This is a genomic window from Niabella sp., assembly GCF_030150205.1.
Classification (GTDB): Bacteria; Bacteroidota; Bacteroidia; order Chitinophagales; family Chitinophagaceae; genus Niabella.
On record NZ_JASLGT010000008.1, the window covers coordinates 496,111 to 510,762 of the forward strand.

15 protein-coding genes are annotated in these 14,652 nt (G+C 47.7%); 14 read left to right on the forward strand and 1 reads right to left on the reverse strand.

What is annotated here, in order from left to right; all coding sequences use genetic code 11:
• Positions 1 to 217: 217 nt before the first annotated feature.
• A complete protein-coding gene (locus tag Q1V85_RS06750) occupies positions 218 to 1,765 on the reverse strand; it encodes a hypothetical protein (protein WP_300598535.1) in 1,548 nt (515 codons plus the stop codon).
• A 199-nt stretch (positions 1,766 to 1,964) separates the two neighbouring features.
• Here Q1V85_RS06750 and Q1V85_RS06755 point away from each other — a divergent pair, with 199 nt between their 5' ends.
• The 14 genes from Q1V85_RS06755 (at position 1,965) to ilvC (ending at position 14,590) form a co-directional block, all read left to right on the forward strand.
• Positions 1,965 to 3,125 carry a 2-isopropylmalate synthase gene (locus tag Q1V85_RS06755; RefSeq protein ID WP_300598536.1) on the forward strand — a complete coding sequence of 387 codons (1,161 nt, stop codon included), beginning with the start codon at positions 1,965 to 1,967 and terminating at the stop codon, positions 3,123 to 3,125.
• A 57-nt stretch (positions 3,126 to 3,182) separates the two neighbouring features.
• Positions 3,183 to 4,673 carry an ATP-binding cassette domain-containing protein gene (locus tag Q1V85_RS06760; RefSeq protein WP_300598537.1) on the forward strand — a complete coding sequence of 497 codons (1,491 nt, stop codon included), beginning with the start codon at positions 3,183 to 3,185 and terminating at the stop codon, positions 4,671 to 4,673.
• Position 4,674: 1 nt separating this feature from the next.
• Complete coding sequence (locus tag Q1V85_RS06765; protein WP_300598538.1) at positions 4,675 to 5,628, forward strand: isocitrate/isopropylmalate family dehydrogenase; 954 nt, start codon at positions 4,675 to 4,677, stop codon at positions 5,626 to 5,628.
• 294 nt (positions 5,629 to 5,922) lie between these two features.
• Positions 5,923 to 7,605: a dihydroxy-acid dehydratase gene (gene ilvD / locus Q1V85_RS06770; RefSeq protein ID WP_300598539.1), complete on the forward strand. Its 1,683-nt coding sequence runs from the start codon at positions 5,923 to 5,925 to the stop codon at positions 7,603 to 7,605.
• 59 nt (positions 7,606 to 7,664) lie between these two features.
• Positions 7,665 to 8,153 carry a DinB family protein gene (locus tag Q1V85_RS06775; protein ID WP_300598540.1) on the forward strand — a complete coding sequence of 163 codons (489 nt, stop codon included), beginning with the start codon at positions 7,665 to 7,667 and terminating at the stop codon, positions 8,151 to 8,153.
• A 47-nt stretch (positions 8,154 to 8,200) separates the two neighbouring features.
• Positions 8,201 to 9,964 (forward strand): biosynthetic-type acetolactate synthase large subunit, encoded by a 1,764-nt coding sequence (ilvB, locus tag Q1V85_RS06780; protein ID WP_300598541.1) that lies wholly within the window; start codon positions 8,201 to 8,203, stop codon positions 9,962 to 9,964.
• An 85-nt stretch (positions 9,965 to 10,049) separates the two neighbouring features.
• A complete protein-coding gene (locus tag Q1V85_RS06785) occupies positions 10,050 to 10,289 on the forward strand; it encodes a DUF6364 family protein (protein WP_300598542.1) in 240 nt (79 codons plus the stop codon).
• Positions 10,279 to 10,704, forward strand: coding sequence for a PIN domain-containing protein (locus Q1V85_RS06790; RefSeq protein WP_300598543.1), 426 nt, complete (start codon positions 10,279 to 10,281; stop codon positions 10,702 to 10,704). Before Q1V85_RS06785 ends, Q1V85_RS06790 begins: the two co-directional genes overlap by 11 nt.
• Positions 10,705 to 10,714: 10 nt before the next feature.
• Positions 10,715 to 11,014: an antibiotic biosynthesis monooxygenase gene (locus Q1V85_RS06795; RefSeq protein WP_300598544.1), complete on the forward strand. Its 300-nt coding sequence runs from the start codon at positions 10,715 to 10,717 to the stop codon at positions 11,012 to 11,014.
• Entirely contained in the window at positions 11,011 to 11,601 is a 591-nt protein-coding gene (locus Q1V85_RS06800) for a methyltransferase domain-containing protein (protein WP_300598545.1), read from the forward strand. Before Q1V85_RS06795 ends, Q1V85_RS06800 begins: the two co-directional genes overlap by 4 nt.
• A 15-nt stretch (positions 11,602 to 11,616) precedes the next feature.
• The gene (gene ilvN / locus Q1V85_RS06805; RefSeq protein ID WP_300598546.1) at positions 11,617 to 12,204 is read left to right on the forward strand and encodes an acetolactate synthase small subunit; all 588 of its coding nucleotides are present in this window, start codon (positions 11,617 to 11,619) and stop codon (positions 12,202 to 12,204) included.
• A 3-nt stretch (positions 12,205 to 12,207) separates the two neighbouring features.
• On the forward strand, positions 12,208 to 12,582 hold the full coding sequence (locus tag Q1V85_RS06810) for a glyoxalase superfamily protein (protein ID WP_300598547.1): 375 nt from the start codon (positions 12,208 to 12,210) through the stop codon (positions 12,580 to 12,582).
• A 3-nt stretch (positions 12,583 to 12,585) separates the two neighbouring features.
• Positions 12,586 to 13,047 carry a DinB family protein gene (locus tag Q1V85_RS06815; RefSeq protein WP_300598548.1) on the forward strand — a complete coding sequence of 154 codons (462 nt, stop codon included), beginning with the start codon at positions 12,586 to 12,588 and terminating at the stop codon, positions 13,045 to 13,047.
• Positions 13,048 to 13,108: 61 nt separating this feature from the next.
• On the forward strand, positions 13,109 to 14,590 hold the full coding sequence (ilvC, locus tag Q1V85_RS06820) for a ketol-acid reductoisomerase (protein WP_300598549.1): 1,482 nt from the start codon (positions 13,109 to 13,111) through the stop codon (positions 14,588 to 14,590).
• Positions 14,591 to 14,652: the final 62 nt, after the last annotated feature.

Sequence of the window (14,652 nt, forward strand, 5' to 3'; positions counted from 1 at the left end):
AAGGTTGGTTTGTGGCAATCATCCATCCTATTCTCAAAGGCACCTTGCGGATGCATCGCGCGCCTTGTGGTTTAATAATTAACCGCAAAGACCTATAAAATCCTGATGCATTCCTTTGTCTTGCGCATCTCTGTTCTTTGTGGTTTTAATTTTACTACAAAGAGGAAAGACCCTGTAGCATTAGAACGGACATAAAGGCTGGAAGCGGTTATTTCTTTTATTTCCGGGATTCCCGCAAATATTTTTTCCGGATCAGCTCCTGTACGTTCACTCCAGACAATTTACTTTCCAGCCAGCTGATCACATCGAGGTATGCAAAGGCTCTTGCTTCCAGGCGGTTGCTCTGGTATTTCTTTAGCTTCATCAGCAGTTTTTCAAATTCAGGGCGGATGGTTTTTGTATTAAACTTGAATGCATTTCTCAGGAAGTGGAACATCTCCTCTTCCACCCTGCTCAGGTTCTCCATCTTGGCCATATACCGGTAAACCGATTTAATGAGGTATTCCAACAGGTCGAAATTTCCCAGCTCATAATGCGCGATCAGGTGCAGCAGCCGCGAATAGCATTGCAGATCGGTTCGCAGGTCATCTTTCTGATGAATGATCCGGTTTAAATAATCGATGGCTTTTTTATTATTGCCACTTCCAAAATACAAACAGGCAATCTTATAATAAAACACCATCACCCGGTGCCGGTCCAGGTATCGCCCATGCTCCACCAGCATTTCCTCCAGGTAGGGCACCATCTTCAATCCCCGGTGAAACGTGCCTTCCAGGAAATGCAGGTTGATCACCGCCGTATACAGGTACACATACCCGTTGATCCGGTTATTGTTGTTATCCTGCACCAGCGGTGTTTGCACAAAGTGCTTGAATTTCTTGATACAGGCCGCCAGCCCGTCCCGGTTCATCAGGTCAAAATGTGCGCTCATCAGGTTGTGCACGCCTTTGATGTACATGGTGGTTTCCATGGTAATCATATGCGGCTCGGCCTCAAACGCATCTACCCATTTCTGACAATACCGGTAAAACATCAGGAAATCCAGCTTTATAAAGGCGTACCAGGCATAACTCTGATAATAGTATTGCTTCTCATAAAACCCGTCCAGCTGCGCTGCATTTTTAGGCAGGCTCTTTTCAAAAAAAAGCTTTACCGTTTTTACATCATTTTCATTGCGTGCATGTCCGTTCTGTATATACCAGCTGTATAATTGCAGGGCCAGGTTCGACAGGCTGTTGATATGGGCGATCTTTTCCACGATGACATCGGCCTCTTCCGCCAGTTCATCGGCCCGGTTTTGGATGCTGCGGGTTATATAAAGTCCTTCGATCTTCTTTTCAAAAAACAACGCCTGCTGCAGGTAAGTAAGCTGGTGCCAGGTACGGGCAAACTCCTTGGTCTTATCCAGCACTTTCAGGGTTTGGAGGTACAGGCCCTTATTAAAAAGAATCCGTGCGCTGTCCATCATTTCCCGCAGCTGCATATCCGCATTCTTATCATCCCGTATGATCCGCAAACTGCCCAGTATCTGCTTGTATAAAAGGGCCTTGGTATTGGAGAGCTGCTGCTTGCTTACCGTAGGCACCCGTTTCAGCAGCTGCTTTTCATCATATTCGGTCAGTTTATCCAGGGCGTTGAAAAGCTGCATGCTTTTCAGGGACTCTGCGCCCGAATTGCGCCCTGCAAAAAGCTTCAGATTCCGTTTTTCTGATTTTTCCAGCGATTTTATCAGTTGAAATAATGCGTCTGTGGACCTACTGGGCATCGTAATTTACTCCTTCTTTTAATAATGATTATCAACTAATTATAATTCATCAATTCCCTTTATTCAATGTAAGTAGTTCTACAAATTGGTTTCAGGGTTTTATAATATGAAGTTATTTTTAAGAATATTACAAGAAACCTCTTCCCGATGTTGCGGATTGGGTATTGAAAATAACAATTCTAAATTAAATAAACGAATTATGGCGGATAACAAGGTTTTTATTTTTGACACTACATTAAGAGATGGGGAACAGGTTCCTGGTTGTAAACTGAATACCGAAGAAAAAATCAAACTGGCGCTGAAACTGGAGGCTCTTGGGGTAGATATCATTGAAGCCGGTTTCCCGATTTCAAGCCCGGGTGACTTCGCTTCGGTGGAAGAGATCTCGAAAGTGATTAAAAATGCTACCGTGTGCGGACTTACCCGCGCGGTACAGAAGGATATCGAAGTGGCAGCGGCAGCGCTGAAGCCTGCGGTACGTCCGCGGATCCATACCGGTATCGGATCTTCTGATAACCATATCAAATATAAATTCAACACAACGCGTGAAAACATCATCGAACGTGCGGTTGCCGCGGTAAAACTGGCCCGGAACCTGGTTCCGGATGTGGAGTTCTTTGCAGAAGATGCCGGCCGTGCCGATCTGCAGTTCCTGGCCCAGCTGGTGGAAGCCGTAATTGGCGCCGGTGCCACGGTAGTGAACATTCCCGATACCACTGGCTCCTGCCTGCCGCATCAGTATGCAGAAAAGTTCAGCTACCTGTTGAATCATGTAGCCAATGCCGACAAAGCCATTTTCTCCTGCCATTGTCACAATGACCTGGGACTGGCCACCGCTAATTCCATTGCAGGAGCCATTGCCGGCGCCCGCCAGATCGAGTGTACCATCAACGGTATCGGGGAACGTGCAGGTAATACTTCCCTGGAGGAAGTGGTAATGGCGATCAAGAAACATCCTGAGCTTGATCTTTATACCGGTGTGGATACTACCCAGTTACTGCCCATGAGTCATTTGGTGGCAGAAACCATGCGGATGGTCGTCCAGCCCAACAAAGCCGTCGTCGGTGACAATGCATTCTCTCATTCATCAGGTATTCACCAGGATGGCTTTTTAAAGGAGGCCACCACCTACGAAATTATTGCTCCGCATGAAGTAGGTGCCGATACCTCCCGAATTGTGCTCACCGCACGCAGCGGCCGCAGCGCACTGGCTTACCGGTTTAAAAACCTTGGATACGAGTTCGACCGGAACCAGGTAGACGAATTATACCAGCAATTTCTGAATGTTGCCGATGCCAAAAAAGAAGTAGGCGACAATGACCTTAAAGAAATGGCGGAGAAAGTAAAAACCACCGCTTAGTTTTTTGGAGCCCGGCTGATCATTCAGCACCGGGAGCTCCTTATCTGGAAAATAGCAATGGAAGCGTACTGTAGTATCATATTAAAAAATGTAACGGTTAAACAAACCGGAAAGCTTTTACTGGATCACATCAGCTTTACATTAAAAGCGGATGAGCACCTTGCTATTTTTGGAGCCAGCGGCAGTGGAAAATCGCTGCTGGCAAAAGCACTTAAAGGAATACTGCCGTATACCGGCACTATTGAATATAAAAAAGGAGCCCAGGCCATACAACCGGTGATCGCTTATGTACCGGCTATGTATCCGCTCCGCAGCCAGGCTCCTTCCACGGATCGCTATCATCAGCAACGGTTTACCAGCGCCGCCAATGAGGCGGTAACCGTTTCTGAAATGCTGCTGAACAGGGGCGACGCCGAAGCCGTGTTTCAATGGCTCGAAACTTTTCAGCTTACCCACCGCAGCCATACCCCGGTAACCCGCCTTTCCAGCGGCGAGTTTAAAAAGGTACAGTTGATCGGCCACCTTTTGACACGCCCCGGCGTACTGATCCTGGACCGGGTATTTACCGGACTGGATGCCAGAAGCCGAAAAGTGCTGCATGCCGTGCTGAATCAACTGGCAGCCGGCGGCACCCGTATCATTCTGATTACCGACAGCCATGAATTGCCGGTATGCATTACCCATTTTGCCGAAATGTCGGAAGGTGCGCTGGTTAATTATGCGCCGGTAGAACAGCTTGGCTTTATGAAATCGATGCCATCCCGGCAGGAGGCACCGCTTCCCGAACTAAAAAAAGCGTATCATATCGGGCCGCTTATTTCCATGAAGCAGGTTAGCATCCGCCACGGCAATACCACGATCCTTAACAATATTAACTGGCAGGTGAATAACGGCGAATGCTGGCTTATCAAGGGCTGCAATGGTGCCGGTAAATCCGCTTTGCTAAGTTTGATCAATGGCGATCATCCCCAGGCCTACGCCCAGCAAATTAACCTGTTTGGAAAGCGGAGAGGAAGCGGCGAAAGCATCTGGGATATTAAGCGCCGTATTGGTTTTGTGGCTCCGGACCTGCAACATTTTTTTGAACCGGGCATCACACCGGCCCAGGTAGTAGGTTCCGGCTTTTCTGATGCCTATGGCTTATTTGGAAGGCTGGATGAAGCACAGACCCGGAAAGTAGCGACCTGGCTTCGTTTCTTTTCCCTCCAGGATAAGGCCCACCACCCGTTCCGGTCACTTTCCGGTGGTGAGCAGCGACTGGTGTTAATTGCAAGGGCACTGATCAAAGACCCGTTAATGCTGGCATTGGATGAACCCTGCCAGGGACTGGACGACAGCCAGTCGCGGATGGTGATCCGGCTGCTGGAACGCATCCATTCCGAAACCGGTATGACCCTGCTTTTTATCAGTCATTACGAAGATGAAATTCCTGCCTGTGTAAGGCATGTGATAGAGCTGGAGCAAGGCACCCCAACCCTTTATAAAAAAGCCCTGTCCTCCGCTATTGCTAAATCAAAGAATCAACCAATGGCTTTCGGGCTATCATAAAATGAAAAAGAAGATCACGATCATCGAAGAAACAGGCGCAGCCGGAGAAGTAACCGCACAAGCAGTAAAAGTACTGGATGCCGTTGCGGAACAATATGATCATTATTTTGACCTGATCCATACTGCTGAAACAACCCCGCAACCAGCCGGTGACGCCACCCTGTTTAGTGGCACCGCCACGCAACGGACAATCGAAAATGCGTTTCCGGTATTGGTAACGGTGCAGCCGGTTACCGTTTATCCTTCTTTACAACATCTGTCACCGCTGAAACCCAAACACAGCGAAGGACTTAATCTTTTATTATACCAGGCGCAGACAACGGATGCGCACAACCAGGACCGCATCACTCAATCGGCATTGCAGCAGGCCGCCAACCGGAAAAAACAGATCACGGTGGTAACCCATCCCCAGGATCCGGAACAGGCTTCCTGGCTGGAAGTACTGGAAAAAGCCGGCAGAGATTATAAGGATATCCGGTTGGAACAAATTGCTGTGCAGGAGGCCTGGGACCGTATGCTGCAGCAACCGGCGGGGTTTGATGTAATCATTACGCATAAGGCGGCGGGTGATTACCTGTTTAGCCAGGCAGCGGCCATTACCGGTACGCGGTTCATGATCCCTGCCGTTCGGGTGGCCGGTGCGATGCCCTTTTTTAGTCCGGCATTTGCCTTTGACCAACAGCCGGAAAGCGCGCGGAACCTTTCCAACCCCGTTGGCGCAATCCTGTCCATCGCCATGATGATGGATTATTTCAACCTGCATGAGGAAGCGCTCATTATACGGACGGCAGTTAACTGGACCTTGCTGCACGGGTTTGTAGCAAAAGATATGGATTCCGTAAACAATTATTCTACCAGCACGATCGGCGACCTGATCAGCGATTTCATTCGCGGTACGATACCCGGTTTTGCAAAGGGAGAAAATATGGCGTTGCAAAAATCAACGATCATATAATCCCGCTTTTGTAGTTCTTTTCATAGCAAGAGGCTTTCTTCTCAGGAGAAGAAAAAATTTTGATCACAACAAATGAGGCTTTATATTCGCACAAAGCTCCTTCGTTTTATGATCAGCTATCGTAACAACAATGTTTCTTTCCTCCGCAATATTATTGTGGTAATCGTCATTGTCATTAGCTGCCGCTACGGAGGAGGGTTGATTGTATAAAATAAACGAATTTTTAAACAGGACCCGCCTCATATAAAGGCGGGTTTTTTATTGAATTAATTATCAAATCTTAAGTAAATCGGCATGACAGAGTTAAACAAGTATTCCAAGACCATTACACAGGATCCCACGCAGCCCGCAGCGCAGGCACAACTTTATGCACTGGGTCTTACCGAAGCGGATTTAAAGAAAGCTCAGGTTGGGATCGCCAGCATGGGTTATGACGGCAATCCCTGCAACATGCACCTGAACGGCCTTGCCCAACACGTAAAGGAAGCGGTGTGGGAACAGGACCTGGTGGGTTTAACCTTCCATACCATTGGTGTAAGTGACGGTATGAGCAATGGTACCGATGGGATGCGTTATTCACTTGTTAGCCGGGATGTAATCGCCGACTCTATTGAAACTGTATGTGGCGCGCAATATTACGACGGGCTGATCACTGTGCCGGGATGCGATAAAAACATGCCGGGATCTATCATCGCCATGGGCCGGCTTAACAGACCCTCGATCATGGTATACGGCGGCACCATTGCCCCCGGACATTATAAAGGCCAGGACCTGAATATCGTTTCGGCTTTTGAGGCCCTGGGTCAGAAGATCGCCGGACAACTTGATGAAGCCGATTTTATGGGCATTGTAAAGAACAGTTGCCCCGGAGCAGGTGCCTGCGGTGGTATGTATACCGCCAACACAATGGCTTCTGCTATTGAAGCAATGGGCATGAGCCTCCCCTACTCCAGCAGCAATCCCGCGTTGAGCGAAGAAAAAAAACAGGAATGTGCCGCGGCAGGTAAAGCCATCCGGCTGCTACTGGAAAAAGATATCAAACCGAGCGATATCATGACCCGCCAGGCGTTTGAAAATGCCATCGTGGTGATCATGGTGCTGGGCGGAAGTACCAATGCCGTACTGCACCTGCTGGCCATGGCCCGGAGTGTGAATGTACCGCTGACACAAGACGATTTTCAGGCGATCAGCGACCGTATACCGGTACTGGCCGACTTTAAACCCAGCGGGAAATACCTGATGGAAGACCTGCATAACAAAGGTGGGGTTCCTGCGGTAATGAAATACCTGCTGAAAAAAGGACTGATCGATGGCAGCTGTTTAACCGTTACCGGTAAAACCATTGCCGAAAACCTGGAGAGTGTGCCGGAGCTGGATTTTGAATCCCAGGACATCATTTACCCGCTCGAAAAACCACTGAAAGCTACGGGACATTTGCAGATCCTTTACGGCAACCTTGCAGAAAAAGGAAGCGTAGCCAAGATCAGCGGAAAAGAAGGCGAAATATTCACAGGACCGGCCCGTGTATTTGATGGAGAAAAGAACCTGATTGCCGGTATTTCCAGCGGCAAGGTAAAAGCAGGCGACGTGGTGGTAATCAAAAATGAAGGGCCGAAAGGTGCTCCGGGAATGCCCGAAATGCTGAAACCCACTTCAGCGATCATTGGAGCCGGTTTGGGAAAAAGCGTGGCGCTGATCACCGACGGACGCTTCAGTGGCGGGACCCATGGCTTTGTAGTAGGACACGTAACCCCGGAAGCCTTCGAGGGCGGACTGATCGGCTTTGTACAGGATGAAGATATTATCGAGATCGATGCGGTTAACAACACGCTTACGCTCAAGGTTCCGGATGAAGAAATTGCAAAACGTAAAGAAGGCTGGCAACAGCCGCCGCTAAAGGCAAAGAGCGGTGTATTGTATAAATATGCCAAGCTGGTAAAAGACGCATCACAGGGATGTGTAACCGATGAAGATTAACGGAGACCGTATCAGTATAGCAGATCCTATTCTTACAAACCGAAGACAGCGTAGCAACAATGGATAAAACCTATTTTACAGAATTGATGGAATTTAACCGGGCCAGTACCGCCCAGGTATGTTCCTGGCTGCAGCAGATCAGCGATGCCCAATGGCAGCAGCCCATTGTAAGTAGTTTTAACAGCATTCGTGAAACAGTATTACATGTGGTCAACGCAGAAAATGCCTGGCTGCAACGGTTGAACAATGAGGCTGTGGTGCGCCTGGATCAAACTTTTACCGGTTCCCGGCAGGAGCTGATGGATCTTTGGGAACAAACATCCCGGCAGCTTAGCGATTGGGTAGCGGGCTTTGATGAAACAAAACTCAAAACCCCCTTCCATTACCGGCGGTTTAACGGGCAGGAATACACATCGCTTTACTACCAGGTACTGGCGCATGTCGTCAACCACGCCACGTATCACCGTGGCCAGCTGGTGACCCTGCTACGGCAGGTTGGTTTCACCGCAGTGCAATCAACCGACCTCATCGGGTTTTACCGGGTTTAGGTAAAAGCCGGTTCTAACAATAAATAATAACAAACAAAATCAGGTGTATGGAAACGACCCAGATAAAAGATACAGCACAAAAAAACACAGCCACAGCGGCGCACAAAACGATTCAGGCCGGCGACACTATTTCCGGTAGCCAGGCGGTACTGGAAGCCCTTATTGCGGAGGGAGTAGCCACTATTTTCGGATACCCCGGTGGAGCCATCATGCCCATCTATGACGCATTATATGATTATAACGGGAAATTAGAACACATACTGGTTCGCCATGAGCAGGGCGGTATCCATGCCGCCCAGGGATTTGCCCGCACCAGTGGTAAAACCGGTGTGGTATTTGCTACCAGCGGACCCGGTGCCACCAACCTGGTTACCGGTTTGGCCGATGCGCAGATCGACTCCACCCCGCTGGTTTGCATTACCGGACAGGTATTTGCCCACCTGCTGGGCACCGATGCCTTCCAGGAAACCGACGTGATCAATGTAACCATGCCCGTAACCAAATGGAACTACCAGGTTACGGATGCACATGAAATTCCGAATGTACTGGCAAAAGCATTTCACATTGCCCGCAGCGGCCGTCCCGGTCCGGTACTGGTAGATATCACCAAGAACGCACAGCTTCAGCAATTCGAATACCCGGGATACCAGCAATGTAACCATGTGCGTAGCTATCGTCCCAAACCGATCGTGCGTAAAGAATATATAGCGGAAGCAGCAAAGCTGATCAACAGCGCGCAAAAGCCCTTTGTGATCTTTGGCCAGGGGGTGATATTGGGATCCGCCGAAAATGAATTCAAAGCCTTTATTGAAAAAGGTAACCTTCCGGCAGCATGGACCATCATGGGAGAAAGTGCCCTGCCCACCGATCATCCGCTTGGTGTGGGCATGTTGGGCATGCATGGAAATTATGGTCCCAATGTACTCACAAATGAATGCGATGTACTCATTGCCGTGGGCATGCGGTTTGATGACCGGGTTACCGGCCGCCTCGATAAATATGCCAAACAGGCCAAAGTGATCCATCTGGATATAGACCCTGCAGAAGTAGATAAAAATGTAAAGGCTACCGTACCCGTATGGGGCGATTGTAAAGAAACCCTGCCCTTGCTTACCGCCCTGATCGATCAGAAGGACAACAGCAGCTGGCTGAGCGAATTTGCCCGGTATGCCGCGGAAGAAGACAAAGAATGCATTCAGCCGGAAATGCATCCGGAAGGCGATGTAATGTCGATGGCCGAAGTAATGTCGGCGCTGAATGAATTGACCAATGGAGATGCGGTAATTGTTACCGATGTGGGGCAACACCAGATGGTGGCCTGCCGGTATGCAAAATTCACAAAAACAAGAAGCAATGTAACTTCTGGTGGATTGGGAACGATGGGCTTTGGTTTACCTGCAGCGATCGGAGCTAAATACGGAGCACCGGACCGCACTGTAGTGGCCATTATCGGCGATGGAGGTTTTCAAATGACCTTACAGGAGCTGGGAACCATCATGCAGTTTGGAGCAGCCGTAAAGATCCTGATCCTGAATAACGAATTTTTAGGAATGGTACGCCAGTGGCAGCAACTGTTCCACGACCGGCGTTATTCCTTTGTAAATATTACCAGTCCGGACTTTGTAATGCTGGCCAAATCTTATGGCATCGAAGGGCAATCAATTGATCAGCGTGCAGCGCTGAAGGCAGCCCTGAAAACCATGCTGGATCACGACGGTGCATATTTACTCGAAGTAAAAGTAGGTAAAGAGAACAATGTATTTCCGATGGTACCGCAAGGTAGTAGTGTAGCAGAGATCCGGTTGAAATAGTTAGTAATCAATAAGAAGCAGGCAAACAAAGAGGAAACTATACGTATAAATAAAAAATAGGCGTATCTTTATAGAAACAATTTTTATGACGACGAAATTGAATTTAACAATTGAGGAAGATATAGCAGTTAAAATAAAGCTGTATGCCGAAAAACAAAAAACATCGGTATCCAAAATTGCTGAAGCGTACTTTAGCCGGTTAGTTTCAAAAGGGCACTCCCAGAAAAGGATTAGCGATAAAGCGGCGGGGATTATTCAGGATCTTGTAATTGACGATATCCCGGCAGCCCGTGATGCTTATTTAAAGGAAAAATATGGCATTTAAAATATTCATAGACACGAATATTATCGTTGATTTCTTTGTTGCAAGTCGCTTGCTGCACCAGGATGCCGTGAAAATGGTCAACGCAATTGAAGATGGATTATTAAAAGGCTATGTTTCCGAAAGTGTAATCAATACAACGAGCTATCTCGTTCGAAAAAGTTCGAATATAGATGGTTACCGGAAACAGATGCTCAATGTTATGACTATTTTAAATGTGTTGCCCTGTACTAATGACATAATAAATGCAGGATTCAGAAGCGCAAAAAATGATTTAGAAGATGCAGTATTATATCAAATAGCTTTAGCAGGAAAGATGGACTACTTTATCACCTCAAACATTAAAGATTTTAAAAGACTGGAACAGCCTCTTCTACCCGTAATTACACCAAAAGAGATACTCACCATAATAGTTTAGTGCCTTGTACATGATCACCGAAATTGCAATATTGAATATTATCCCGGGAACGGATCATGATTTTTTGACTTCCTTCGGGAAAGCAGGAAGCATTATCAGCTCCATGAAAGGATATTTGCAACACGAGTTGCTAAAGTCCGTGGAAGAAGCGCATAAATATATATTGATCGTACGCTGGCAAACCCTGGAGGATCATACCGAAGGGTTCCGGAAAAGCGCGGCATACCAGGAATGGAAAAAACTCCTGCATCATTTTTATGAGCCGTTCCCGGTTGTGGAACACTATCAAAAAACAGGTAAAGCAGCATGACAGACAAGGTAACCATCAACATTCCTGTTCAATATGAGGCCATCGCGCTTAAAACAAAAGCGCTGGGTTTTGACATGCCTTCTGATCTGCAAACCGGAAGCCTGTTAAGGACCCTGGTAGCCTCAAAGCCTGGTGGCCGTATATTAGAACTGGGCACGGGTACCGGACTGGCAACCTCGTGGATGCTGAGTGGCATGGACAATAGCGCTGCACTGGTGTCCGTTGACAACAATGAACTGCTGATCAGCGTGGCAGAGGAGCAACTAAAGGGCGACCGGATTCAGTTTGTATGTGCCGATGGTTACGAATGGATCACCACTTACAAGGGCGCGCCTTTTGACTTTATATTTGCCGACGCCATGCCGGGCAAATACGATCTTTTTGAAGAAACCTTTGCATTGTTAAAAACCGGTGGCATCTATTTTATCGACGACATGCTGCCTCAGCCCAACTGGCCGGAGGGCCATGCGCAAAAGGTAGAAGCCTTTATTGCAGCACTGGAAACCAGAACCGATCTGGTGCTTACAAAGTTGAATTGGTCAACCGGGATTATCATCGTTACAAAAACTTTAAACGTTAAATTTTAAACTTCAAACACAACAATGAAGCAACAATATACTATAACCGTTTACGCAGAAGACCAGATCGGTCTGCTGGCCCGCATTACGATTATTTTTTCCCGCCGGAAAATCAATATCGACAGTCTGAACACTTCTTCTTCTGAAATCCCCGGCATCCACCGGTTCAATATCGTGATTGACGAAACAGAAGAAGTGGTAAAAAAATTATGCAAGCAGATCGAAAAACAGGTTGAGGTACTGAAAGCCTATTACAATCTGAACAGCGAGATCATCTGGCAGGAGCTGGCCCTGTACAAGGTACCAACCAGCCAGGTAACCGAAAAAATGAGCGTAGAGCGCGTACTGCGGGAATACGGTGCCCGTGTGGTATCCATCAATAATGATTACACCGTTTTTGAATGCACCGGTCATCGCGAAGAAACCGATAAGCTGGTAAAGCTGTTTGAAGAATACGGGCTGATCGAATTTGTACGCGGTGCAAGAGTAGCCATTATAAAGAGCAGCGAAGGCTTTCATAAAAAGATCAAGGAATTCGAAGCCCGGGAGCCGGGGGAAGAAGTGATCGAAAATGAGTTTCTGAATGAGCAGGACACGGTATTCAGCATGTAAAAAATGACGGTAGAAAAAACCATACCCGTACTGCGCATTTTTGACTACGCGAAGGCCATTGAGTTTTATGTAGACTGGCTGGGATTTACCATTGTATGGGAACACCGGTTTGAAGACAACACACCGGTTTACCTGGAAGTGGAGAAAGAGGGCATCACCCTGCACCTCAGTGAACATCATGGAGACGGCACACCCGGCACGCATGTGTTTGTATGGTGTACCGGGCTGAAAGATTTTCATGGTATGCTCCTCAATAAACAGTATAAATACAACCGTCCGGGACTGGAAGAAACCTTTTATGACGCCTGGTGCGTTACCGTAAATGATCCTTTCAATAACCGGATATCTTTTAACGAGCGGATACCCGGCAAAAATTAAACAATGTACACACTAAATATGATCGATAGCATCCGGCAAAAAGCCATTGCGCTTATAAAAGAAACCCCTCTTGATAAGCTCAATCAAATACCTGCCGGTTTTAACAATAACATCATCTGGAACTTTGGCCACCTGGTGGTAAGTGGCTACAGTCTTGTATTTAAAGCTACATCCGTGGACCCCGGCTTCCTTATTCCCCTGCAGGATATTTATAGGAAGGGAACGAAGCCCTCCGCTCCCGCCACGCACCAGGAAATCGATGAGCTGATCAGATTGTCAGACACCTTTACGCTGGCCGTAAAAGAGGCGCTCGATGCCAACCGTTTCCAGGAAATTACGGAGTATACGACTGGTACGTTCGGCTTGCCGGTAACCAGTATTGAAGAAATGCTGATCACCGTAGTAGCGCACGACACCCTGCACTGGCAATCGATGCGGGACTATGCACGAATTGTTAATTCGTAAATTCCAAATACCAAGCACTAAATTCTAATACTAAATCGTAAATACTAAATATCAAATAACAATGGCAAATTACTTTAACACACTACCCCTGAGAGAGCAGCTGAACCAACTGGGCGTTTGTGAATTCATGAGCAACGATGAGTTTCTGGACGGTGTAGATGCATTGAAAGGAAAAAAAGTCGTAATCGTTGGTTGCGGCGCACAAGGCCTGAACCAGGGCTTAAACTTAAGAGATAGTGGTCTGGATGTTTCTTACGCATTGCGTAAAGAAGCCATCGAAGAAAAAAGAGCCAGCTGGAAAAACGCAACCGATAACAACTTTAACGTAGGCACCTACGAAGAACTGATCCCCGGTGCAGACCTGGTGATCAACCTGACTCCCGATAAACAACACACCAGTGTTGTAAGCGCTGTGATGCCGCTGATGAAGCAGGGTGCTACGCTTTCTTATTCGCACGGTTTCAACATCGTTGAAGAAGGCATGCAGATCCGTAAAGACCTGACCGTAATTATGGTGGCCCCGAAAAGCCCCGGAAGTGAGGTAAGAGCCGAATACCTGCGTGGCTTTGGCGTTCCCACACTGATTGCCGTACACCCTGAGAATGACCCTGAAGGCAAAGGACTGGAGCAGGCCAAGGCGTATTGTGTAGGTACAGGCGGACATCGTGCCGGTGTATTGCGGTCTTCTTTTGTAGCCGAAGTAAAATCGGACCTGATGGGCGAGCAAACCATTCTTTGCGGTCTGCTGCAAACCGGTTCCATTCTTTCCTTTGACAAAATGATCGAAAAAGGTATCGAACCCGGTTACGCTTCCAAACTGGTACAATATGGTGTGGAAGTGATCACGGAAGCCCTGAAACACGGTGGTGTTACCGGTATGATGGATCGCCTGAGCAACCCGGCAAAGATCAAAGCATTCCGGATCTCAGAAGAACTGAAAACCATTATGCGTCCCCTGTTCCAAAAACACCAGGACGATATCATGAGTGGCGAGTTCAGCCGTATTATGATGGAAGACTGGGCAAATGGTGACGCCAACCTGCTGAAATGGAGAGCAGAGACCGGCGAAACAGCTTTTGAAAAAACACCGGCAGGTGAAGTAAAGATCGGAGACCAGGAATACTTTGATAACTACACACTGATGGTAGCTTTTATTAAAGCGGGTGTGGAACTGGCTTTTGAAACCATGGTGGAAGCCGGCATTAAGCCCGAATCTGCATACTACGAGTCGTTACATGAAACACCCTTAATTGCCAATACCATTGCACGTAAAAAACTGTTCGAAATGAACCGTGTGATATCTGATACCGCAGAGTATGGCTGTTACCTGTTTGATCAGGCATGTAAGCCATTACTGGCCGATTTCATGAAGACAGTAGATACAGACCTGGTAGGTAAGAACTTCAACGAAGGAAAAGACGGCGCGGTAGACAACCAGGAGCTGGTTGAAGTAAACGAAGCCCTCCGTTCGCATCCTGTAGAGCAGGTAGGTACGGTGTTGCGTAAAGCAATGACCGCTATGAAGGCGATCAAAACAGCGTAAGAACCGCATATTTAAAAGACCTCAAAAGACCTGTAGGGTTTGCCGCCATAGCGGACGGGTTA